This is a genomic window from Thiocapsa marina 5811 (assembly GCF_000223985.1).
Lineage (GTDB): Bacteria > Pseudomonadota > Gammaproteobacteria > Chromatiales > Chromatiaceae > Thiocapsa > Thiocapsa marina.
On sequence record NZ_AFWV01000002.1, the window covers coordinates 85962 to 109474 of the forward strand.

19 protein-coding genes are annotated in these 23513 nt (G+C 65.0%); 11 read left to right on the forward strand and 8 right to left on the reverse strand.

Features of this window, described 5'->3' with window-relative positions:
• Window position 1 precedes the first annotated feature (1 nt).
• Window positions 2-1483, reverse strand: coding sequence for an SDR family oxidoreductase (locus THIMADRAFT_RS02835; protein ID WP_007191448.1), 1482 nt, complete (start codon window positions 1481-1483; stop codon window positions 2-4).
• 417 nt (window positions 1484-1900) lie between these two features.
• On the opposite strand from THIMADRAFT_RS02835, the gene THIMADRAFT_RS02840 reads away from it, so the two are divergent.
• Entirely contained in the window at window positions 1901-2755 is an 855-nt protein-coding gene (locus THIMADRAFT_RS02840) for an alpha/beta hydrolase (RefSeq protein ID WP_007191449.1), read from the forward strand.
• A 12-nt stretch (window positions 2756-2767) separates the two neighbouring features.
• Here the strand turns inward: THIMADRAFT_RS02840 and THIMADRAFT_RS02845 are convergent, their stop codons facing one another.
• The 4 genes from THIMADRAFT_RS02845 to THIMADRAFT_RS02860 form a co-directional block, all read right to left on the reverse strand.
• Window positions 2768-3199, reverse strand: a complete 432-nt coding sequence (locus THIMADRAFT_RS02845) for a hypothetical protein (RefSeq protein WP_139052667.1) — start codon at window positions 3197-3199, stop codon at window positions 2768-2770.
• Window positions 3200-3266: 67 nt separating this feature from the next.
• On the reverse strand, window positions 3267-5159 hold the full coding sequence (gene treZ, locus THIMADRAFT_RS02850; protein ID WP_007191451.1) for a malto-oligosyltrehalose trehalohydrolase: 1893 nt from the start codon (window positions 5157-5159) through the stop codon (window positions 3267-3269).
• Between the two features lie 171 nt (window positions 5160-5330).
• On the reverse strand, window positions 5331-6926 hold the full coding sequence (locus THIMADRAFT_RS02855) for an ABC-F family ATPase (protein ID WP_007191452.1): 1596 nt from the start codon (window positions 6924-6926) through the stop codon (window positions 5331-5333).
• Between the two features lie 126 nt (window positions 6927-7052).
• Complete coding sequence (locus THIMADRAFT_RS02860) at window positions 7053-7256, reverse strand: cold-shock protein (RefSeq protein ID WP_007191453.1); 204 nt, start codon at window positions 7254-7256, stop codon at window positions 7053-7055.
• 260 nt (window positions 7257-7516) lie between these two features.
• On the opposite strand from THIMADRAFT_RS02860, the gene gloA reads away from it, so the two are divergent.
• Window positions 7517-7900 (forward strand): lactoylglutathione lyase, encoded by a 384-nt coding sequence (gloA, locus tag THIMADRAFT_RS02865; protein WP_007191454.1) that lies wholly within the window; start codon window positions 7517-7519, stop codon window positions 7898-7900.
• A 204-nt stretch (window positions 7901-8104) separates the two neighbouring features.
• On the opposite strand, the gene THIMADRAFT_RS02870 is transcribed toward gloA, so the two are convergent.
• Window positions 8105-8506 (reverse strand): HIT family protein, encoded by a 402-nt coding sequence (locus THIMADRAFT_RS02870; RefSeq protein WP_040729633.1) that lies wholly within the window; start codon window positions 8504-8506, stop codon window positions 8105-8107.
• Between the two features lie 61 nt (window positions 8507-8567).
• On the opposite strand from THIMADRAFT_RS02870, the gene THIMADRAFT_RS02875 reads away from it, so the two are divergent.
• The 3 genes from THIMADRAFT_RS02875 to THIMADRAFT_RS02885 all read left to right on the forward strand — a co-directional run bounded on the left by THIMADRAFT_RS02875 (window position 8568) and on the right by THIMADRAFT_RS02885 (window position 12635).
• On the forward strand, window positions 8568-9278 hold the full coding sequence (locus THIMADRAFT_RS02875; protein ID WP_007191456.1) for a class I SAM-dependent methyltransferase: 711 nt from the start codon (window positions 8568-8570) through the stop codon (window positions 9276-9278).
• 65 nt (window positions 9279-9343) lie between these two features.
• Complete coding sequence (locus tag THIMADRAFT_RS02880) at window positions 9344-10051, forward strand: ParA family protein (RefSeq protein ID WP_007191457.1); 708 nt, start codon at window positions 9344-9346, stop codon at window positions 10049-10051.
• A gap of 196 nt (window positions 10052-10247) precedes the next feature.
• Window positions 10248-12635, forward strand: coding sequence for a right-handed parallel beta-helix repeat-containing protein (locus tag THIMADRAFT_RS02885; protein ID WP_158308352.1), 2388 nt, complete (start codon window positions 10248-10250; stop codon window positions 12633-12635).
• Between the two features lie 556 nt (window positions 12636-13191).
• Here THIMADRAFT_RS02885 and THIMADRAFT_RS02890 read toward each other — a convergent pair.
• On the reverse strand, window positions 13192-14478 hold the full coding sequence (locus THIMADRAFT_RS02890) for a Coenzyme F420 hydrogenase/dehydrogenase, beta subunit C-terminal domain (protein WP_007191459.1): 1287 nt from the start codon (window positions 14476-14478) through the stop codon (window positions 13192-13194).
• 87 nt (window positions 14479-14565) lie between these two features.
• Between THIMADRAFT_RS02890 and THIMADRAFT_RS02895 the strand changes: the two genes are divergently transcribed.
• The 6 genes from THIMADRAFT_RS02895 to THIMADRAFT_RS02920 all read left to right on the forward strand — a co-directional run bounded on the left by THIMADRAFT_RS02895 (window position 14566) and on the right by THIMADRAFT_RS02920 (window position 22453).
• Window positions 14566-15576, forward strand: coding sequence for an alpha/beta fold hydrolase (locus THIMADRAFT_RS02895; protein WP_007191460.1), 1011 nt, complete (start codon window positions 14566-14568; stop codon window positions 15574-15576).
• 192 nt (window positions 15577-15768) lie between these two features.
• The gene (bchI, locus tag THIMADRAFT_RS02900; RefSeq protein WP_007191461.1) at window positions 15769-16794 is read left to right on the forward strand and encodes a magnesium chelatase ATPase subunit I; all 1026 of its coding nucleotides are present in this window, start codon (window positions 15769-15771) and stop codon (window positions 16792-16794) included.
• Window positions 16791-18590, forward strand: a complete 1800-nt coding sequence (locus tag THIMADRAFT_RS02905) for a magnesium chelatase subunit D (protein ID WP_007191462.1) — start codon at window positions 16791-16793, stop codon at window positions 18588-18590. The genes bchI and THIMADRAFT_RS02905 overlap by 4 nt, the downstream gene beginning before the upstream one ends.
• Before the next feature lie 144 nt (window positions 18591-18734).
• A complete protein-coding gene (gene bchO, locus THIMADRAFT_RS02910; RefSeq protein WP_007191463.1) occupies window positions 18735-19637 on the forward strand; it encodes an alpha/beta fold hydrolase BchO in 903 nt (300 codons plus the stop codon).
• 238 nt (window positions 19638-19875) lie between these two features.
• Entirely contained in the window at window positions 19876-21405 is a 1530-nt protein-coding gene (locus THIMADRAFT_RS02915; RefSeq protein ID WP_007191464.1) for a phytoene desaturase, read from the forward strand.
• Window positions 21386-22453 carry a phytoene/squalene synthase family protein gene (locus THIMADRAFT_RS02920; protein ID WP_007191465.1) on the forward strand — a complete coding sequence of 356 codons (1068 nt, stop codon included), beginning with the start codon at window positions 21386-21388 and terminating at the stop codon, window positions 22451-22453. Before THIMADRAFT_RS02915 ends, THIMADRAFT_RS02920 begins: the two co-directional genes overlap by 20 nt.
• 219 nt (window positions 22454-22672) lie before the next feature.
• Here THIMADRAFT_RS02920 and THIMADRAFT_RS02925 read toward each other — a convergent pair whose 3' ends face one another.
• Window positions 22673-23473 (reverse strand): DUF4412 domain-containing protein, encoded by an 801-nt coding sequence (locus tag THIMADRAFT_RS02925; protein WP_007191466.1) that lies wholly within the window; start codon window positions 23471-23473, stop codon window positions 22673-22675.
• Window positions 23474-23513 lie beyond the last annotated feature (40 nt).

Sequence of the window (23513 nt, forward strand, 5' to 3'; positions counted from 1 at the left end):
GTTATGTACTGCTTTCGGTCGGGTGTGGTCTGCGTTGATCCCGCTCGGCGCGGCGACAGATCTCACGCGTGAGTCCTTTGAAGACGAAGCGGTGAATGGGTTCCAATGAATACCAGTAGAGCAGTCCCCAAACCCCGGCCGGGTGCCAATAGGCCGTCGCCGTGAGGCGTGTGCCCCCGTCCGGCAGCGGGGCGAGGTCGAATTCCATCACGCCCGCTCCGGGTGCGCGCATCCCGAAGGCCAGGCTGAGGCGTTTCTCGGGCTCGGCGCCGAGCACCTTCCAGTGATCGATGCGGTCGCCCGTACGCACCTGTTGTGGATGACGCCGGCCGCGCTTGAGTCCGGGGCCGCCGACGGCCCAGTCCATCCACTCGCGGATCGACCAGAGTGTGTCCAGGTAGTAATACCGGTTGTCCCCGCCGATTGCCGACACCAGTCGCCAGACCGCCGCCGGATCCGCGCGGGTCTCGGACGTGCCCGAGGCGCGCTTGGCATAGTAGGCGTAATCGATACGTTGATTGCGCACGGCAAAGGCACCCTCGGTCCAGCGCGTGATGGGCTCGCCGCTGCGCTCGAGCGCAAACGCGGCATCGACGGCCTCCCGAAACCCCAGGAGGCGTTGGGGGACCAGCCGGCGCGCCTCGGCATCGTCGGCGAAGAAATCATGGCGCAGGCCCTCGATGAGTGCGCGCGCCACGTTGGTCGGCACCGATGTAATGAAGCGCAGCCAGTGGGCCGAAAGCCCCGGCGTCAGCACGGGGACCGGGATGATCCAGGGGCGGCGTTTGCCCGCCGCATCGGCGAGGATGTACATCATCTGCGTGTAGGTCAGGGTCTCGGGGCCGGCGGTATCCAGGCTCAGCGAGGCGGCTTCGTCCACCCAGGGCAGACGGACAAGATAGACCAGCAGATTCTCCAGCGCGATGGGCGGCGACTTGGCGCGCACCCAGCGGGGCGTGACCATGACCGGGAGATGATAAACCAGGTCGCGCATCACCTCGAACGCCGCCGAGCCCGGGCCCACGATGATCCCTGCCCGGATCTCCGTGACCGGGACCGATCCGCGGCGCAGGACCTCGCCCGTGTCGCGGCGCGAGACGATGTGCTCGCTCACGGCATCGTCCGGGACCAGACCGCCGAGATAGACGATGCGTCGCACGCCGGCCTGTGCGGCGGCATCGGCAAAGTTGCGGGCCGCTTCCAGGTCGAGACGACCGAAATCGCGCCCTGCCGCCATGGAATGCACCAGGTAGTAGGCGACCTCGACGCCTTGCAGCGCCTCGGGCAGGGTCTCGGGTGCGAGTGCATCCGCCGGTACGATCTCCACCGCGGGCCAGCCGCGCGCTTCGAGCGCCTCTCGGCTGCGTGAGCTCGCCCGCACGCGCCGTCCTTCGTCGAGCAGGCGCGGAACCAAATGGCTGCCGATGTAGCCGCTGGCGCCGAAGACCAGACACAGCCCTCGCGCGCCCTCGGGTGCAGGCATCTCTTGCTCCTGCGCGGGCGTCCGGATCTCGCCTGCGCTTACAGCCGTCGTTTCTGCCATCGGGATCCTGCTGCGGCGGTTGTCGCCGGCATCGGAGGTTTTTTCGTCGCTGGTCAGCCACACTTCCCGTTATGGGGGCGAATGGGTGGACAAGCCCAGTCAGACGGACGAGCGCTGTAGGGTTGACAAGCGCTGTAGGGTGGACAAGCGCAGCGCAGTCCACCAGCCTCGGCGCAGGCCTCGGTGGACTGCGCTGCGCTTGTCCACCCTACCTGACGTTTCATCCAATCTGCCCTCCTTGATCAAGATAAGTCGGAACCGAGCCTCGGTTTCGGTGCCTATCCTCCGCCAGTCCGGGCGGACCCGCGTTGATGCGGCGCAACAAATGTCAATTCAGTATGACGGGCCAGGTGTCAAGTGAAGTTTACAGCTATTTTGTGTGTTTGTCTGGTCCTGGCGGGCTGTTTCGGCCTGGTCGCACGCGAAGAGTCGCACACGTCGCTATTGGACAAGGAGGTCGCCGAGGCGTTGCCCGACGCGTCTCTTTCCTCGGGCAGTGATCCTTCCAACCGGCACATCGAGGCCGGCGTCGTCGACTCGGCGACCGGCTGTGCGTTGCATTATCGCCTGTATCGACCGTCAACAGCGCGGACCGAGGGTTTGGTCGTCCTCGGGCATGGTTTCCTCCGCAGCCAAGAGCGCATGGCCGATCTGGCGCAAGCCCTTGCCGACGAGGGAATCCCGACCGCGACCCTGGACTTCTGCAATGCGCGGGTCTGGGACGGACGGCATGTCCGCAACGGACTGGATATGATCCGCGTGGCCGATGCGCTGGGTGCACAACAGGTCGTTTATGCCGGATTCTCGGCAGGCGGGTTGGCGGCCCTGGTCGCGGGTCGCAACGATCCGCGTGCGCTCGGCGTCGTTGGACTCGATCTCGTGGACGCCGGTCGGCTCGGCGAGGGGATGGCCGCCGGTCTCGATCGTCCGCTGATCGGTCTGGTGGGGGATCCCTCGCCCTGCAATGCCCAGAACAACGGTCTCGCCGTCTTCTCCGCCACCGATCAGGCCGCCGTGGAGCGGGTGACGGGTGCCGAGCACTGCGACTTCGAGTCCCCGACCGACTGGCTCTGCCGGCTGGTGTGCAGACGCGACGCGCCCGAGGAGACATCGCCGCGCAGGGATATCATTGCGGCAGCCACCGACGCGGTTGCCTCGCTGATCGAGCCACCGTCGGAGGCGCAACGCGCGGGTCGATGGGCCGGCGGATGACGTCTCGGTGGCTCAGCGTCCGAGTCTTGCCGAAAGACCTGAGTCGAAACGCCCGACCAGGATCAAACCCGCCAAACCGCCGTAGAAGCAAAGCGAGCCGAGTGGAATGCTCGCGAGCGTCCAGAGCCAGGCGAGCGCCGCCGCAGAGACACAGATCGCGGCGCCATAGCCGATCGCAACCGGTCGCGCGATCGGATGACCGAACCGCCAAGACACCAGAGCCGCGGCCGCCAAGGCGATGATCCCCTTGATTCCGACCATTGCGTGCAGGAGCCGCACCAGATCCGTATCCATCCCGCCCGCGGCCGAGAACGGCGCCGTGACGACGGCTGTCACCGCAGCGGTCGCGGCGATCGCGACGACGAGCGCAACCCTCCGCGCGAGTGGACGCTCGGCCGTTTCCGGGGGGCTCCGGTCGACGGCGCGATCAAGAACGGATGTCAAAGACCCATACATGCTCATGCGATCACCCCCGGCAGCTGTCGAGAACACCTGTAAAATCAAGAGCAGACTAGACGCCGACAGCTCGGACTTCAACCCCGCCCGATGCGTTTGTGTCCGCCTTCAGATGCCAGACGACCGACCAGGGCGGCAGACGGTTTGCCTCCAAGTCCGGGCCGGCCTCGGGGGGCTCTAGATGCAGAAGGGTGGCCCGGACGTGCGGTGAAGCCCCGGGGAGTCGAAGCTCGGTATCGCTCAGATTGGCGCCGAGAATGAGTCGGCTGCCGTCGTTCAGCCGCCAGCAAACCGAGATCCCTTGGTCGCCGAGCAGGGCGATCTCAGCCGCACCCGCGCGAATCTGCCCGATACGCGGGACGATCTCGCGTCGCCGAAGCTCGAGCAGCTTGCGATGGAAGGCGAGCCATTCTTGGTGTCGGGGCTCGCTCGCGCTGTTCCAGTCGATCTTGCAGCGGGTGAAGGTCTCCGGATCGTTGGGGTCGGGAATGGATCGGCGTACCGCCGGATCGGCGAAGGCGGTGAACTTCGCAAATTCCTGCCGGCGTCCTTCGGTGACGGACCGGGCGAGATCCTCGCCGAAATCGCAGAAAAACAGGAAGGGCGTCCGAGCCATCCACTCCTCGCCCATGAAGAGCAACGGCGGGGAGGGGGCCAGCAGCAGGATCGCCAGCATGGCTTTGAGCGCTTCGGGGCTCGTCAGCATGTGGAGACGTTCGCCGAAGGCACGATTACCGACCTGATCGTGCGTCTGCAGCCAGTTGACGAAGGCGTCGGGCGGCAGATCGGCACTCGGCTCGCCGCGCGGCTCGCCGTGACGAAACCCCGAAGGCTCGCCTTGAAAAGCGAAGCCCTCGGCGAGGCAGCGCGCCAGATCATAGAGCGGCCGACCGGCATAGTCGGCGTAATAGCCGTCGCGTTCGCCGGTCGCGATCAGGTGCGCGACATGATGGAAGTCGTCGTTCCACTGCGCGGTGTAACGGCGCGGCGTGCCCCCGACGTCTCGGGCGAGGTCGCTCGCCGCGTTGCTGTCGTTCTCGAGGATCAGATGGATGCGCCTGTCACGGCCGGGGCCGGCGCGCACGGTCTCGGCGAGCTCGGTGAGAACGTCGGGGTGCGAGTCGTCGAGGATCGCGTGGACGGCGTCCAGTCGCAGACCGTCGAACCCGTATTCGTTCAGCCAATAGAGCGCGTTGTGAATGAAGAAGGCGCGCACCTCGCGGCTCTCGGGGCCGTCGAAATCGATCGCGGCGCCCCAGGGCGTATGGCGACGCTCGGTGAAGAACTGTGGGGCGTAGAGATGCAGATAGTTGCCCTCGGGTCCGAAGTGGTTGTAGACGACGTCGAGGAAGACCATCAGCCCCCGTCGATGTGCCTCGAGCACCAGGCGCTTGAGGTCGTCCGGGCGGCCGTAGCTCGAGTCGGGGGCGAAGAGCAGGGCGCCGTCGTAGCCCCAATTGCGCTGACCGGGAAAATCCGCGACGGGCATCAGTTGGATCGCGGTGATGCCGAGCGCGACGAGATGATCCAGCCGCTCGATCGCGGCACTGAAAGTGCCTTCTCGGGTGAAGGTCCCGATGTGCAGCTCGTAGCAGACCGCTTCGTGCCACGGCCGTCCGTTCCATGGGTGCGTTCCCCAGTCGAAGGCGGCGGGATCGACGACCTCGCTCGGTCCGTGCACGTCGTGCGGTTGAAACCGCGAGGCGGGGTCCGGAACCTCGAGACCGCTATCGATGCGGTAGCTGTAGAGGGTGCCCGCGTGCGCCTCGGCGGTCCGGCATTCGAACCAGCCGGCACCTGTGGCGATCATCTCCAGACAACGCTCCCCCTCGGGATGTTTCAAACAGAGCTGGACCTGCCGTGCGGCGGGCGCCCACAGCCGAAACCGCACGGATCCGTCGCGCTCGACCGCGGCACCGAAGGGCATGTTCTGGCGCCGTGCTTTCATCGGCCCCCTTGATCGTGAGTGGTTCTCGGACGCACCTCGCGCGCCGGATCGACGCCTGCCGAGGGTCGTCCGGCTTCGCGTCGCTCTCCGTGTCTTGCGGCGACGAAGGCCGCGCGCCTGGGTTTATGGCGCGTTCATCGGGCGTCCGCTTCGCTGCGCGGACCGGCGCTATCAAGCCGCGGCGCCTTCGCGCTCCACATAGTCTTCGTAGTTGCCGCGGAAGTCGACGATGCCCCGGGGCGTCAGCTCGATGATCCGCGTCGCAAGCGAGGAGATTAGCTCCCGGTCGTGACTGACGAAGATCAGGGTCCCCGGGTAGTCTTCCAGTGCCGTGTTGAGCGACTCGATGGACTCCATGTCGAGATGGTTGGTCGGCTCGTCCATCAGCAGGATATTGGGCTTTTGAAGCATCAGCTTGCCGAACAGCATGCGGCCCTGCTCGCCGCCCGAGATGACGTTCACGGGCTTTTTGATCTCGTCTTGCGAAAACAGCAGGCGGCCCAGGGTGCCGCGGATGACCTGCTCGTCGTCGCCCGGCTGTTTCCACTGGTCCATCCAGTCGTACAGGGTGGTCTTGTCGGCGAAATCGGCCGCGTGGTCCTGGGCGAAGTAGCCCAGCGTGCTGTTCTCCGACCATTTGATCTCGCCGCCGTCGGGCGCGAGGTCGCCGGCGAGGCTACGCAGCAGGGTGGTCTTGCCGATGCCGTTGGGGCCGATGATGGCGACTCGCTCGCCGACCTCCACCGTCAGGTCCAGACCGCTGAAGAGCGGTTTGCCGTCGTAGCCCTTGGCGAGGCCTTCGACCTCCAGCGCAAGGCGATAGAGCTTCTTGTCTTGGCCGAAACGGATGAAGGGATTGACCCGGCTCGAGGGCTTGATGTCTTCGAGCTTGATCTTTTCGAGCTGACGCTGGCGCGAGGTGGCCTGTTTCGCCTTGGATGCGTTGGCCGAGAAGCGGCTGACGAAGGTCTGCAGCTCGGCGATCTGGGCCTTTTTCTTGGCGTTGTCCGAATAGAGCCGTGTGCGCGCCTGACTGGCGGCGGTCATGTACTCGTCGTAGTTGCCCGGGTAGACGCGCAGCTCGCCGTAGTCCAGGTCGGCCATGTGGGTGCAGACGCTGTTCAGGAAGTGGCGGTCGTGCGAGATGATGATCATGGTGCTGTTGCGGGCGTTCAGCACCTCTTCGAGCCAGCGGATGCTGTTGATGTCCAGGTTGTTGGTGGGCTCGTCCAGCAGCAGGATGTCCGGATCGGCGAACAACGCCTGGGCGAGCAGCACGCGCAGCTTCCAGCCCGGTGCGACGGCGCTCATGGGTCCGTCGTGCTGCTCCAGCGGGATATCCAGGCCGAGCAGCAGCTCGCCCGCGCGTGCCTCGGCGGTATAGCCGTCCAGCTCGGCGAAATGCACCTCCAGGTGCGCGACCTCCATGCCGTCTTCCTCGCTCATCTCCGGCAATGCATAGATGCGGTCGCGCTCCTTCTTGACCTGCCACAACTCCTCGTGGCCCATGATGACGGTGTCCAGCACCCCGTGGTTCTCGAAGGCGAACTGGTCCTGGCGCAGCTTGCCGAGCCGCTTGCCGGGCTCGACGGAGACGTTGCCCGCGCTCGGCTCGAGCTCTCCGCCGAGGATCTTCATCAGGGTGGATTTTCCACAGCCGTTGGCGCCGATCAGGCCGTAGCGATTGCCGCCCCCGAACTTCACGGAGACGTTTTCGAACAACGGCTTGCCGCCGAACTGCATGGTGATGTTGGCTGTGGAGATCAAAGCAGGGTTCCGCAAGAGAAAAAAAGAGAGGGGTGGACCGCCGATATTCGAGGGACCGAAAACGCAAAAAGCCCCGCAAGTGGCGGGGCTTTTTCAGCTCAGGTGACTGGCACCTGAAGGCTGTTTTTACTTCGGTACGACGTTGGTCGCGCTCGGGCCCTTCTGGCCTTGCTCGACGTCGTAAGAGACGCTTTGTCCCTCGGCCAGCGACTTGAAGCCACTGCCTTGGACGGCGCTGTGATGGACGAACACGTCCTTGGAGCCGTCGGAAGGAGCGATGAAGCCGAAGCCCTTCTCGTCACTGAACCACTTAACTGTGCCTGTAGCCATTTACGGTATTTCTCTGTATTGAACGAAACGTGTGTACATATGCAGGCGACTGTCGGGAGATTACGGAAGGATCTGCCACGTCACGCGGAGAGGAGGAACGACCGAAATACTACAAGGAAGCACTGCACGAGCCGCATCATGCCCAATACTGAATCGTTCTTCAAGATGTTTCTGCAAGTTTTTTTGTAGGTTTTTCTGCGGGCGCGGGTCGATGCGAGAATATCGGCTTCGGCTCCACGACAACCCAAGAGGTCACCCGGATGAGAATCCTCCATACCATGCTGCGTACCGGCAACCTGCAGCGCTCCATTGCCTTTTACACCGAGATCCTCGGGATGAAGCTGTTGCGCCAGAAGGAGTATCCCGCCGGCGAGTTCACGCTTGCCTTTCTCGGCTACGGCGACGAGTCCGAGCAGACCGTGATCGAGCTGACCTACAACTGGGGCGTCGAGCACTACGACCTGGGCAGCGGCTACGGCCATATCGCCATCGAGGTCGACGACGTCTACGCGGCGACGGACCGGATCAAGGCGAAGGGCGGCAAGATCATCCGCGATGCCGGGCCCATGAACGCCGGCACCACCATCATCGCCTTCGTCGGGGATCCGGACGGCTACCCGATCGAGCTGATCGGCGCGCGGTAGGGGGCGGACTCGCTCAAACAACGCGGCCAAGACGCTGAAGGATCCGTAGGGTGGACAAGCGCAGCGCAGTCCACCAGCGCCGGGGCGGGGCTCGGTGGACTTCGCTTTCGCTCGTCCACCCTACCCGGCCGGTGCGATGAACACGGCCGCGGTTTGCGAGCGCAAGCCGTTCACCTCGACCGCTGCGCCGACCCTCGCGGTCGTTCAGTCGTTTACAAGCGCTGCTCTGATCGCGTCGACCTCGGCCGGAGTGTATTCGCGCACCGCGCTTAGATGCCCCCAAACGGGCTTCGGCCAGCAGGGATCGGTCGGGCTTCGGCCGATGACATGGACATGCAGTTGCGGCACTAGATTGCCGATCCAGGCCACGTTGACCTTGGGGCATCCGAGAACGTCCGTCAAATAGTCCGAGACGCGCTTGCAGTCGGCGAGGACCGAATCGCGCTGCGCGTTCGGGAGATCCAACAGGTTGCCCAAGTCGCTCTCGGGCACCAGGATCAACCAGGGCACGGCCGCGTTGCGATGTAGCAGCAGGTGAGTCGCGGACAAGCGACCCAGCCGATGGCAATCGGCCAGCAGTAGGGGATGCAGGGTGAAGTCGGTCATGACCATCGGGCTTCGTTCATCAAAGGCGGCCATCGATCATTCGAAGGAGTTGCAGTACATCATGCAGATCAACGATCCGAATGCCTACCGCCGTTGCGAGGAGATCGATCTCATCGGCGACCTGATCGAGGTGCGCGACCGCCGCGTCCTGGAGCTGGGTTGTGGCGCCGCCTACATGACCCGTGCGCTGGCCACCCGCTTCGGCGCGGCCCGCATCACCGCGACCGAGGTCGATCGCATCCAGCACGCGCGCAACCTCGCGATCGAGGATCTGCCGCAGGTGTCCTTTCGCTACGGCGGCGCGGAGTCGATCGCGGATCCGGACGCCAGCTACGACCTCGTCGTCATGCTCAAGTCGCTCCACCATGTCCCGGTCGCGGCCATGGATCAAGCCCTGCGCGAGATCCATCGTGTGCTGGTCCCGAGCGGTCTGCTTTATGTCTGCGAGCCCGTCTACTGGGGCGACTTCAACGCCGTCATGCGCCTGATCGACGACGAGCGTCTGGTCCGCGAGGCCGCGTTCGAGGCCCTCCGCAAAGCCGTTGATGCAGGGTTGTTCAAGCTGGTGGAAGAGGTCTTCTTCGAGTCCGAAGGCATCTACCCCGACTGGGAGAGCTTCGCCGCGCGCTTTATCAACGTGACCCACAGCGAGCGAAATCTCGATGGCGCACGCCTGGCCGAGATCCGCGCGGCCTTCGAGCGCCATCTGACACCGCAAGGCGTGCGCTTGTGGAAGCCGCATCGGATCGATCTGTTGCGGCGGGTCGACTGAAGCGACGGGGGACCGACGATGATCCGACCGCACGATCCGTGGCGCTTCGGCCGAGCCGGAGAGCCATGAGCACAGTCCCCAAGGCTCCGCCACGCATCGCCTTCTGGCATCGCAAGGGCGGAACGGGCAAGACCAGCCTCGCCATCGGCTGCGCGGTTCGTCTGGCCGGCACATCCGCAGCGGACCTCGACGCGGACCGGCACTCGTCCGCGCATGGTGCGCGGGTGCTGCTCTTGGATACCGACCCCCAAGGCACCGCCGCGGCCTGGGGCGAGCGCTTCGCCGACCGCTTCGGAATCGCCGCACGGGCGGACAGCGGGTTAGCGCTCTGGCGCGACTGGGCCGAGCGCGCCAACCGCTTCGATGCCGTCCTGGTCGATTGCCCGCCGACCGTCAGCACCGAGGTGATGGAGATCCTCGCGGGCGTCGATCGGCTCCTGGTCCCCACCCGCCCGGCCTGGCCGGATGTGTGGGCGCTGGAGTCCGTCGCCGATCTCGTCGCGGATCTTCATCGGCAAGGGGCGCGACTCGCGGTCAGCGTCGTCTTCAACCAGGTCGGCGACGAAGCACTCGCGCCCTTCGCGGCCGCGATCGCCGACCTGAGTCTCGATCTTTTTCCCGATGCTATCCCGCGCGACGACGCCTGGCCGGCGCTCTTCAGCGGCGGGGAGCCGCCGAACAGCCTTGCGCCGCTTGTCGGGCAGTTGGTTCGATCAAGCGGGAATCCGACCGACCTGAACCGATCGGCTCGGTTGTGTCGGGAGGATCGATAACACCCGCACAGCCGAGGGCGCGTTGATCGTTCTGACCTTGTACGCCAACAGGCCCCGGCGCTCATGTTCGCTTCAGCGCTTGCCCTCGCCAGGGCCATAAGCCCGTTCGTAACGTCTTGACCGCTCTTCTTTCCTCCACTACCTTGACTTTAATAAGTTGGATTTAGGCGTGCAGGGCTGCTTGGATTTCCTACCCGTGAATTATGCCATCCGCCGGAACACATCCTGTTCGCTGACAGCCGCAGTGGGCCTCCTGAGTTTCTCGTTGGGGGTCTCGGGGGCGGATTTCTGCGTTGGCAACAGCCGCGACCTGCAAAATGCCCTAGTTGCGGCAACGACTAACGGTGAAGCGGACCGTATTGCGCTGGTCAAAAGCACTTACGCGGGCAACTTTCGCTACGAAAGCGCGGAAGGTCAGGCGCTTGAGTTGCTCGGCGGCTATGATCCAGGGTGCAGAAGCCGTACTGTCGACCCAACCAACACCAAGTTGATCGGTGCCGGAAACGGTGAGGTATTCACCTTCACCGGAGGCCCCGGTGCGGGGTTCACCCTCGAAGGTGTCACCGTGAGCGGCGGTAATCCAACCTCCGAGTATTTAGGCGCAGGCCTGAACGTCTTCACGAGCAGTGAGCCACTTGTCGAAGTGCTCCTCAATCAAAACCGTTTCGCGGACAATAGTGGAACAGGCGCCTATATCGATGCCGATGGAGTGATCGTTTCGAATAGCAGCTTCGAGGACAATGCCGGAGGAGGAGTCTCCGTTTCGGGTGGCATCGTAGGGGTAAACATCGCCAACAACAGCTTTAGCCGCAACCAAGGTGCTGGGATCGGTATCTATGCGTCTCACGGATACGCCATCCTGACCGGCAATCGTTTTTCGGACAACGGCGGCGGAGCTTCCGTCTCCGGGTTTGGCTGCGGCGCCACCTTTTCCGACAACAGCTTCACGGGTAACGGAACCGCCGAATCCTCGGGACACGCCATCTCCGTGGATTGTTATCGAGGCTCCGCCGTACTGAACAGGAACCGGCTCGTCGGCAACCAGGGTGGCGGGGCGTACGTGGATGCCGGCGGCGGAGGCACAGCCACCCTGATCGGCAACCGTTTTTTTAACAACGCGGCACCGGAGTACGGCGGCGGCGCCTATGTGACGACCTGGGCCGGCAGGTCCACGATCACCAACAATCGCTTCGTCGGCAATGTCGCCACCATGGGTGGCGGCGCGATTTACGTCGAATCCGCCTTTTTCACCACACTGACCAACAACCGTTTTGTCGACAACGAGACTGCGGGCTACGGCGGCGGGGCCTATTTTTCCGCCTACACCGACGAGAACATCCTGACCAACAACAGCTTCACCGGGAACCTCGCAGGTGACGGCGGGGGGCTCGGCCTTTACGTCCAGTCCAACAACACCGTTCTCTCCAACAACCTCTTTTGGAACAACGCGGCCACGGGAAATGGTGACGATCTCTGGATCGACAACGACCCCGACGGGGATTTGCTGCCGTCCCAGCCGGTGCTCATGCACAACGCGTTCGACCAAGCCATTCCGGCCGGTTTCTACGTGACTGATCCGATTCGCCTCGATCCCAGCAACATGGATGCCTTGGATCCGGTGTTCGGGGACGAGGACCAGCATCTGTCGGCCCGTTCGCCCATGATCAATGCCGGCGATCGGAGCGCACCGGCCCTGCCCATGGCCGATATAGACGGCGACCCGCGCATCGCCGGCAGGACTGTCGACATCGGCGCCGACGAGTACGTCGCCTTGACGGTGGATTTCGGTGCCGACGGTCTGTGGCACTACGACGAGACCTGGAGACAACTGACAAACTGGGATCCGGGAGCCGCCGGCATTACCGGCTGGACCAATGGTCTGGCCGCCGATTTCGATGACGCCGGCCTGTGGGGCTGTGAGGGCATGCTCACGAGCCGGGATCCCGGAGACGTCATCGAAGGCTGGTCCGGGGGGCTCGCCGTGGACTTCGACAGTGACGGACTTTGGAATTACAACGGCGCCCGCTGGATTCGACTCACCACTTGGGACGCCGAGGAAATGGCTTGGTGGTCCGATGGATTGGCGGTCGATTTCGGCGCCGATGGTCTGTGGATTTATGATGGATCGGATTGGACGCGCCTCACCACCTGGGACGCCGGCGACGGAGGCATGAGCGCATGGTCCGGTGGCCTCGCCGTTGACTTCGACGCAGAGGGCCTGTGGAGCTATGACGGAACGAAGTGGAGCAGGCTCAAAGCGTGGGATGTCGGGTCAGGCGGCATGAGCGCATGGTCCGGTGGCCTGGCCGTGGACTTCGATGCAGATGGCCTCTGGAGCCATGATGGCGCCCGCTGGACCCGGCTCACCACCTTCGATGCCCGCGATGCGCTGAACGGTTGGCAGGGTAGCCTGGCAGTCGATTTCGACGCGGCCGGTCTTTGGAGCTATGACGGCTTGGTCTGGAGGTGGCTCAGCGCCCGGGACGCCGATGCGATGAGTGATGCGGAGCTGAATCAAGCTTTAACCCCGCACGGCAGACCGGACGCCACGTGCACGTCATCGCAACGGGTAGAGCTGCCCTGAAAACGTCTGATGGCGGTTTGCCGACGAGTTGGGTCACGCCTGTGGACGAAAAAACGTTGGTCGGAAGTGGAAACCAGGGAGTCAAACCCATGCCTAGCCGGGATTACGCGCCTTCGCATTGCTCTTCATGACGTGCAGTGGACGATCCTGTCGATAGACTTGGATTTCGGTCTGGATCTCATCCGGGGCCGTCTCTGGCACGGGGTCTTGGGTCGGTGTTTGCCGAGCCTCTCGGACACGGCGTGGCATACGATCGAGAAATCATTTCCACCGATCGTAGTCCCGGCAGACTTGAATCGGGTGAATTGGGCTGCGTAGTGGTGGCGGAAGCTGCGGTCTGTCGGGTAGGAGACCGGGCCTTGCCGGGCGAGGCTCTCCATGCGCCGCAGGACCTCGGATTTCCGAGGACTGCGTTCGGTTCGGTTGTCTGAAGCGCGCATAGCGAAATCGTTCCGCGGGGTGGATTCGGAAGGGTGCCGCAGTGATTTCCTCGGTTTTTTGGACGGAGGGTTCCGCAGCCTCCTGCATCGACACCCTCGCGGGCCGAGCGCCCCGCTTATCCCTCCGACGAAGACTCCGCCGCCCTCGGCGCGAGCGGTCGCCCGAAGGTCTGCTCGTAAAGCTCGGCATAGGGTTCGAGCGTCTCGTAGACGTGGTAGGGCACGACGCGCGACTCGAATTTGGGGAACTTGCTGCGCACATAGTTGAGGTTGCGCAGTAGCTTCATCTCGATGACGGCGCGGGCGAACTCGAGTCCCTTGGGCCCGCGGGTGCGCTGGAGCATGGCGACCAGCTTGCGGATCGGCATCGGCGGGCGTTTCTGTCCCGGCGGATGGCTTAGGCGCTCCATGTAGCGCGGCATCCCGCGGTTGCGGTCGCCGGACTCGGTCAGCGCGCCGATCTCGAGCTCCGGGCGGAGCATCTCGAAGAGCTCCTCCCCGGTGGGCGTGCGCACCATGACCCATTGCCAGCCGAGCGGGGCGCCCATGTAGCCGATGGTGATGTCGCTGAGCGTGTTGGCGTAGTCGAAGCAGGAGAGGCAGGACGAGGGGAAGATGCCGTGCAGCTTGTCCATCGGGAAGTCGATGTAGTTCAGGCGCTCCACATGCCCGTCTTCATGGCGCATCCAGAGGCTGAAATCCTGCATGAACTCGTGATGCACGACGGTCTCGGGCGATTTGGAGACCTGGGTCAGAAAATATTCGAGATCCGGATAGCTGACGTTGTCGCTGCAGGGGATGCCGATGACGTAGAGGCGCTCCAGTCCCAGCTCGGCCTCGGCGGCGCGCAGCTGATGGACCTGGCAGCCGGTGCCCACGACGGCGAGACGCTTGATGCCCTGCTCGCGCACCGCATCGATCAGGCTCAGCGCCGGCGAGAGACACGGTTTGTTGCCGGCGGTGGCAAGAACCTCTTGCGGGGTGCGGGCCAGGATGGGCTGTGCCTTGAAGCGCGTGCCGGGTGCCGCGGCGGTGGTGATGACGGCGTCGACCTTGCCCTGCTCGAGCAGGCGTGCGCCCAAGGTCGTGACCATTCCGCTCCATTGGGCATGGGGGTTGGGCCGGGCCATCCGCGCGGCATACATGGCGCGATAGATCCCGAAGCGGCCTTCTTCGCCGCCTTGGCGGGAGCGCCCGTGCAGACGTTGCTCGATCCCGCGGGTCTGGTTGCGCACGAAGGTGCAGGTCTGCGACATTAGCAACTTGAGGCTGCTGTCGCAGAAGCCGCAGTCGCTACACAGACGCGGACGCCCCTTGAGCCGCTCGTCGCTGCTGAGCAACGAGATCTGGTCGAGTCCCTTCGAAGGACCCTCTTCCATCGGCGCAATGTCGGTGCTCGTCATTCGCTTGCCCCCGAGCGGTCGCGCCGGGGCGCATGCGCGGCGACGAGCGCCCCGCGCGTTGTCGGACTCGTCATTGAAGGAACGGACATGCTTCGAATTCTCCTCAAGGTGCTGGCTGGTCTTGTTGTACTTGTCGTCTTGGCGATCGTCGCCGGGCCTTTCCTGATCTCGGCGAAGCCGAGCGACGGGCTCGCCTCCAACGCCGAGGCGGCGTCGGCCGAAAGTCGTTTCGTCGGGATCCCGTTCGCGGGGACCGCGGGGCTCGCTGTCCACTATCTCAAGCCGCCGTCGCAGGCTCTGCCCGAGGCGTCGCCCGACGCGACGGCCTTCCTGCTGCTGCACGGCTTCACCTTCAACGCCTGGACCTGGCAGCCGGTGCTCGATGCCTTCGCCGCTCGGGGCCGGACGGTCGCCTACGATCAACTCCCCTATGGTCTCAGCGCGAAGCCGATGCGAGCCGACTGGGAGGGTCCGAATCCCTACTCGAAGGATGCCGCCATCACGCAGCTCTTCGCGGTGATGGATGCACTCGGGTTGGAGCGCGCTGTCCTGGTCGGTAATTCCTCGGGCGGGACGCTCGCTCTGGAGGCGGCGTTGGCACACCCCGAGCGGGTGTCGGCCCTGATCCTGGTGGCGCCTTGGGTCTACGCCACACGTCCGACCTTGCCCGAGTGGTTGGCCAGTCTGCCGCAAATGCGTCGTCTGAGTCTATTGATCGCGCGCAAGTTGGGCGAGAATGGCGCGTTGCTGGATTTGTCCTATGCGGATGCGTCCGGGATCTCGCAGGAGCGTCGCGCGCAGTTCAAGGTTCACACCCGGGTCGCGGGTTGGGATCTCGCCTGGGGCGAGCTGCTGGCCTTGTCGCTTTCGGCGCCGGTGACGGTGAGCGCGCATCTCGCGCAGGTGACGATGCCCGTGCTGCTGATCAGCGGAGATATGGACCGGCTGGTGCCGATCGAGGACAGTCGGCGGGTCGCGGAGGCGCTGCCGAACGCGACCTTCGCGGTCATCGAGGGCTGCGGTCATGTCCCCCAGGAAGAATGCCCGGATGCATTTGAAACGGTCGTGAGCGAGTGGCTGGATGCCGGAGGCTTGTGACGACCGTTCCGACGCGGGCGCGCTCGCGGCGACGCGAAAAGGGCGTCAATCGCGCTCGATTCGGGCCAAATCGCCTTTGCATTGACCGGCTCCGCTTGACCTGACTGAAGTCGGGGCGCTAGGGTCGCGCCCCGTATCCTTCGGTCCACAACACTCGGCAATTCAATCTCACTGCAACCAGGTTCGCTGCGTATGCCCATCCCGTTTCCGTTTTCCGCTGTCGTCGCCCAGGAGGAGATGAAGCGCTCCCTGTTGATTGCGGCCATCGATCCCTCGATCGGCGGCGTTCTCGTCTTCGGTGACCGCGGGACGGGTAAGTCCACGGCAATTCGTGGTCTCGCGGCACTTCTGCCGAAGATGCGCGCGGTCGACTGCGTCTATAACTGCGACCCGGAGGCGGGCGAGGACGCGCTCTGCGCCGAGTGTCGGACCAAACGCGCCAAAGGCCCGCTGAAGAGCCGGATGGTGCCGGTGCCGGTGGTCGATCTGCCGCTCGGTGCGACCGAGGATCGCGTGATCGGCGCCCTGGATCTGGAGCGTGCCCTGACCAAGGGCGAGAAGGCCTTCGAGCCCGGACTCCTGGCCCGTGCCCATCGCGGCTTCCTCTATATCGACGAGGTCAACCTGCTCGAGGACCATCTCGTCGACTCGCTCCTCGACGTGGCCGCCTCCGGCGAGAATCTGGTCGAGCGCGAAGGTCTAAGCATCCGTCATCCCGCCCGCTTCGTGCTGGTCGGCTCGGGTAACCCGGAGGAGGGCGAGCTGCGCCCGCAGCTCCAGGACCGCTTCGGTCTCTCGGTCGAGGTCAGGACCCCGCAGGATCTGCCGACCCGCATGAAGGTCGTGCGGCTGCGCGACGAGTTCGAGCGCGATCCGCCGGCCTTCGTGCAGAAGTGGAAGCGCCAGGACGGCAAGGTCCGCAGCCAGATCCAGAAGGCGCGTGACTTCCTGCCGACCGTCGAGGTCCCGGACGCGACCCTGGAGCAAGCGGGGCGGCTCTGCATCAAGCTCGGCACCGACGGTCTGCGCGGCGAGTTGACCCTGATCCGCGCGGCCCGCGCCTTTGCGGCACTCAAGGGCGACGCCGAGGTGCTGGATGCACATCTGGTTCAGGTCGCGGCCTCCGCGTTGCGGCACCGCCTGCGCCGCGATCCGCTCGATGAGTCCGGCTCGACCAGCCGGGTCGAGCGGGCGGTCGGGGAGCTGTTCGGGGAATGAGCAATCCTGCGGCGATGCCTGACTCGGAGCCTGAGCGTCCGCGCGGCGAGGCCGGGGTTTCGCGCTGGGAGGACGCCGTGCTCGCGGCGGCCCTCATGTCCGTGGACCCGGTCGGGACCGGCGGTGTGGCGCTGCGCTCGCTCGCCGGCCCGGTGCGCGATCAATGGCTGACGATCATGCGCGACCTGCAGCCGCCCGGCACGCCGATGCGGCGCATCCCGCTGCATGTCTCCGACGGGCGTCTGCTCGGCGGTTTGGATTTGGCCGCCACCCTGAGCGCCGGCCGACCGGTTGCCGAACGCGGTCTGCTGGTCGAGGCGAACGGCGGGATCGTGGAGCTGGCGATGGCCGAGCGGATCGCGGCCGGCACCGCGGCGCGTCTCACCATGGCCTTCGATTCGGGCGAGGTGGTGCTCGAGCGCGACGGTCTGGCGATGCGCTCGCCGGCGCGGTTCGCCGTGGTCGCCCTGGACGAGGGCGTCGGCGACGACGAGGGGCTACTCAACGCACTGCTCGACCGTCTGGCCTTCCACCAGGATCTGACATACATCCGCGTGCACGAGGCGGTCGCCTGCGATTACGACGCCGACGAGATCCTCGCCGCGCGCGCCCTGCTCCCCGGGATTCAGGTCAGCGAGGAGCAGATCGAGGCACTCTGCAGCACCGCCTTGGCCTTGGGCATCCCCTCGCTGCGTGCATCCATCTTTGCCGCCCGAGCGGCGTGCGCCGCCGCCGCGCTGGACGGTCGTTCCGAAGTCACCGACGAGGACCTGGCCGTCGCCGGACGACTGGTGCTCGCGCCGCGCGCGACCATGCTGCCGCCGTCTGAGCAGCCGCCCGACGAGCCGCCTCCGCCCGAGCCCGAAGAGCCGGATCAGGAGCAAGACAAGGGCGAGGATCAGCAGGAGCCGAAGGAGCTCGAGGATCAGGTGCTCGAAGCCGCCAAGGCGGCGATCCCGGCCGACCTGCTCGCGCAGCTCCAGCTCGGCAAGCTGCGCCGCTCGCGTGCCCGTGCCACGGGCAAGGCCGGTGCCGTCCAGAATGCGCCCCTGCGCGGGCGCCCGGCCGGCGTCCTGCGCGGCGAGCCGCGTGCCGGTCTGCGTCTGAACGTGGTCGAGACCCTGCGTGCCGCAGCACCTTGGCAGCGTCTGCGTCGCGAAGAGGTTGCACGGTTCGGAGGCCAATCAAACCGCATCGAGATCCGTCAGGACGACTTCCGCATCACCCGGTTCAAGCATCGCTCCGAGACCACGACCATCTTCGTCGTGGATGCCTCGGGCTCCTCGGCCCTGCATCGTCTGGCCGAGGCCAAGGGCGCGGTCGAGCTGCTCCTGGCGGACTGTTATGTGCGCCGCGACCGGGTCGCACTGGTCGCCTTCCGCGGTCAGTTCGCCGAGGTGCTGCTGCCGCCGACACGCTCGTTGGTCCGGGCCAAGCGTTCGCTGGCCAGCCTGCCGGGCGGCGGCGGGACACCGCTCGCCTCCGGGATCGATCTGGGGATGATGCTGGCGGATTCGGTCAAACGCCGCGGCGGCACACCGATCCTCATCATCATGACCGACGGTCGCGCCAACGTGGCGCGCGACGGCACCGGCGGGCGGGCGCGAGCCAACGAGGATGCGCTCTCCGCGGCACGCTTGGTGCGCTCGGTCGAGATTACCTCCTTGGTGATCGACACCTCTCCGCGTCCGCAGCAGCAGGGGCGCGATCTGGCCGTCGAGATGGGTGCGCGCTATCTGCCCTTGCCGCATGCCGACGCGACCTCGCTGTCCCATGCCGTGCGCGCAGCAGGATGACCCCGGGGACGCGCTGATGACCCCCGAAGGCGCACAGCCCGGGATCGTCGAGTTGCACTCGACTCTTCGGCAGCGCGGCCGGGGCACAGCGTCACGTGCCACTCCATCGTCGCGTGAGCGGCTTAGCCTTGCGGGCGGCGCATGATGGCCGATACACCACGCTGGGACATCGAGGGTCGCGACTGGCCGAATCGTACGGCCAGCCGCTTCGTGGAAGCCGGAGGTCTGCGCTGGCACGTCCAGCAGATGGGCGCGGGTCCGATACTCCTCATGCTCCACGGTACGGGTGCCGGGACCCACTCCTGGCGGGCCTTTGCTCCTGCGCTCGCCGATCGCTTTACCGTCGTCGCGCCTGATTTGCCCGGCCACGGGTTCACCGGTGCCTTGCCGTCGAAACGCATGTCCTTGCCCGGCATGGCCGCGGCGGTTCACGCCCTGCTTCGCGCGCTCGACTGCACGCCCGAGCTTGTTCTCGGGCACTCGGCGGGTGCGGCGATCCTGATCCGGATGACGCTCGACGGCTTCATCCGGCCGCGTGGCCTGGTGAGTCTGAACGGCGCACTGATGCCCTGGCGCGGACTCCCGGCACACCTCTTTTCACCCGCAGCGAAGCTGATGGCCGCGAATGTCCTGGTCGCGCGTCTCTTCGCACGGCGTGCGGCAGACCGGCGGGTGGTCGAGCGTCTGGTCGAGAGCACCGGCTCGGTCCTGGAGCCGGCCGGCGTCGACCTCTATCAGCGCCTCGTCCGTCATCCCTCGCATGTCGGCGCCAGTCTCGCCATGATGGCCAACTGGGATCTGGCCGCGCTCGCTCCCGAGCTGAGTCGTCTCGAGCCGCCGCTCTTTCTGGTCGTCGGGGAAGGCGACCTGACGGTCTCCCCATCCGAGGCGCGCCGCGTGCGCGAGCGCCTCCCGAGTGCAGAGGTCATCGCGCTGCCGGGTCTCGGGCACCTCGCCCACGAGGAGCGCCCCGAAGAGGTTGCGGATCTGGTCAAGGGTCTAGCTGATCGGCTGGGTCTCCCGGATGGAAGGGCCCGGACGGTTTAGAGAGCGATGAGCGGCGCGGCCCTGCTCTTACGCACGGCCACGTCGCTGCCGATCGGTAGGGTGGACAAGCGCAGCGCAGTCCACCAGCTGCGGCGCAGGCCTCGGTGAACTTCGCTATCGCTCGTGCACCCTACCGGGCTTTCTGAGTTTAGCGTCGACTTGATCCAACAGGGGCTGACAAACGCCCAATCCTGCTATAATGTCAACCAACATTGACATTACATAAGGTCATGCAGACTTGACACTCGCGACATCTCAGACCTCCGGACACACCCCGGCCGGCTCCAAACCACAAGCGGTCATCATCGGCAGTGGCTTCGGCGGACTCGCCGCCGCGATTCGCCTGGGCGCTCGGGGCTATCAGGTCACCGTGCTCGAGCGTCTCGACGCGCCCGGCGGTCGTGCCTACGTCCACAAGATCGACGGCTTCACCTTCGATGCCGGTCCGACCATCATCACCGCGCCCTTCCTGCTCGACGAGCTTTGGGGGCTGTGCGGTCGCACCTTCTCCGAGGAGATCGATATCCGCTTGATGGATCCCTTCTACCGGATCCGTTTCGACGACGGCAAGGTGTTCGATTACAACGGCGACGCGGATGCCGTGAAGGCGCAGATCGCCAAATTCTCGCCGCGCGATGTCGATGGCTACGATCGCTTCATGGAACATAGTCAGGCGATCTTCAAAGTCGGTTTCGAGCAGTTGGGCCATGTGCCCTTCAACTCCTGGACCGACATGCTCAAGATCGTGCCGGACATGATCACGCTCGGCAGCCATCGCAGCGTCTATGCGATGGTTTCCAAGTACATCAAAGACCCCTACATCCGCCAGGTCCTGTCCTTCCATCCGCTGCTGATCGGCGGCAATCCCTTCTCCGTCACCTCAATCTACACGCTCATCTCCTTCCTGGAGCGCAGGTGGGGCGTGCACTCGGCCATCGGCGGTACGGGTGCGCTCGTCAACGGGATGGTTAGCCTCATCGAAGGCCAAGGCGGAACGATTCGCTACCGCGAAGAGGTCGAGCAGATCCTTGTGAAGAACGGCACGGCGACCGGTGTCCGGCTCAAGTCCGGCGAGACGATCGACGCCCCGGTCGTAGTGTCCAACGCAGACGCTGCTTGGACCTATCGCTACCTCTTGCCGGCCGAGCATCGCAGTCATTGGACGGATCAGAAGATCGACCGCGCCCAATACTCCAACGGGCTCTTCGTTTGGTATTTCGGCACCAAGCGCCAGTATCCCGACGTCGCCCATCATACGATCCTGCTCGGCCCACGCTACAAAGGGCTGCTGGACGATATCTTCAAGAACAAGCGACTGGCGGACGACTTCAGTCTCTATCTGCATCGCCCGACGGCGACGGATCCGGGTTTGGCACCGGAGGGTTGCGACGCCTTCTACGTCTTGGCCCCGGTTCCGCACCTAAAGGGCGATGTCGACTGGGAGAAGGAAGCCGAGCCCTTCCGGGCACGGATCGCACGTTATCTGAGTGAAACCGTCCTGCCGGGCTTGGAAGACGAGATCGTCGCCTCGCTCGTCACGACGCCGCGGGATTTCCAGGACAGGCTTCTGTCCTACAACGGGGCCGGGTTCAGTCTTGAGCCCATCCTCTTGCAGAGTGCATGGTTCAGACCGCACAACGCGAGCGAAGAGGTGAAAGGCCTTTACTTGGTCGGTGCGGGGACGCATCCGGGTGCAGGTGTGCCCGGTGTCCTGTCGTCGGCCCGTGTTCTCGATACGGTGGTGCCCGATGCCTCAACCTATGCTTAAGACCTATTATGCGAGCGCGGCGGACCTCGCCGCGTGTCGCCAACTGCTGCGGACCGGCTCGCGTTCCTTCTACGCGGCCTCCTTCCTCTTGCCTCAGCGTATTCGCGATCCGGCCATCGCGCTCTACGCCTTTTGTCGCATCGCCGACGATGCGATCGATTGCGCGGGCGACGAGCCCGGGGCACAGACGCGCGCCTTGGCCGAGCTGCACCACCGTCTCGACCGCATCTACGACGGTGAGCCGATCGATGAATACACGGATCGCGCCCTGGCCGACGTTGTCAGATGCTTCGGGATCCCGAAGGCGCTGCTCGAGGCCCTGCTCGAAGGGTTCGAGTGGGATGCCGAAGGTCGGCGCTTCGAGGACATCTCGGGTGTCTACGACTATTCGGCGCGGGTCGCGGGTACCGTCGGCGCCATGATGGCGGCCCTCATGGGCGCTCGGAGCACCCAGTTGGTGGCGCGCGCCTGCGATCTCGGCGTGGCCATGCAGTTGACCAATATCGCACGCGATGTCGGGGAAGACGCCCGCAACGGCCGTCTCTATTTGCCGATGTCGTGGATGCGCGAGGTCGGGATCGACCCCGAGAAATGGCTCGAGAAACCCGTCTTCAACGAGGCTCTCGCCAGCGTGATCGAGCGTCTGCTACGTGCGGCCGAAACCTTGTACGTACGCTCCGATGCAGGGATCGCCGGGCTGCCGATGGGCTGTCGTGCCGGCATCAACGCCGCGCGCTATCTCTATGCCGAGATCGGTCGTCAGGTCGAGCGCCAAGGTCTGGACTCCATCTCTCGGCGTGCCGTAGTGCCCGGAAGCCGTAAGGTCCAGCTCCTGGCCCCGATCCTCGGCACCGCCGTGTTGTCGCCGCGCTACGTGTCCGCTCCGCCGCTGGACGAAACACGCTTCCTGGTGGATGCCGTGGTCTACTCCGCCCATCGCTCCAGTGAAGAGGAGACCGCAGCCCCCGCGGGTGTGGGCGGTCGCGTGATCTGGGTGCTGGAGCTCTTCGAGCAGCTCGAGGAGCGCGAGCGCGCGTTGACCAACTGACGCTCGTTTCGCGGGATCGGCGCGATATCCGCGGATGTCGCGCCTGAAGTTTTTAGATGTGTTCCGTGAATTGATGCGGGGGGTGAGCGAGGCCCCGGCCGAAGGCAACCCTCGAGAGGTTGCTCGGCCGGGTGCGGACGCCGGCTGAGTCCTGTGCCGGGGTGGTGGACTGCGCTGCGCTTGTCCACCCTACGGCGCTTGTCTAGCCTACCGCCCGGATCACGGATGCGCGCTGCCGGGCGGAGGCATCTGCATCGTCATGTCGCGCTCGCCGTAGCCTTCCGGGATCTCGAAGATGTCGGCCGGGATCGCCTCCTTGCGGATCACGGTGACCTCGGTCTCGGTCTCCATCGTGGTGCCCATCATCTCCATCTTGGTCTTGGTCAGGATGGGATACCCCTTGATCTTGCTCATCTCCTCACGCTGGGCCACACCGGCCGGCGAGTTCGCCAGCATGCCGCCGGGACCCGAGAGGCTCATCATGTCGGTGTACCGGGTCACGTCGAGGTCCACGTCCTCGGTTGCCCAGATCTCCTGATCCACGCCCATCATGCCGGTCTTGGTGACCCGATACTCTTTGGTGTCCCAGTCGCCGATCTTCTTGGTCTCGCCGGTCGCTTCGACCTTCACGGTCATCTCGCCCATCATGGCGCGCATCTGCTCGGCGGCCGGACCGGACATGCTCTCCATGACCGACTTGACGTCGATCGGGAGATATTCCTTCTCGGCATGATTGATGAAGACGATGGTCCCGGCCGTCGGATCCATGATCATGTCGGTCGCATCGGGCCCGTCGTTGACAACCTTCATCTTGTCGTAGGCCAGATAAGTCTTCGACAGGTCTTCGCTCGCCGCTTCTCCCATGACGCCAGAGCTGCGATTCATCGTTTCGATGTAATAACCCTCTTCGTCCGCGATCGCGGCGGACACCGGCAGCAGCGCCGCCAACGCGAGGGCCAGCCCGAGACGACGGGTCATGACCGGCTGACGCCCGATGCTCGAGCCTTGCTGATTCATCATGCTTATTCCTCTGCGGTGACTGGATTGTTTTCGATGCGCC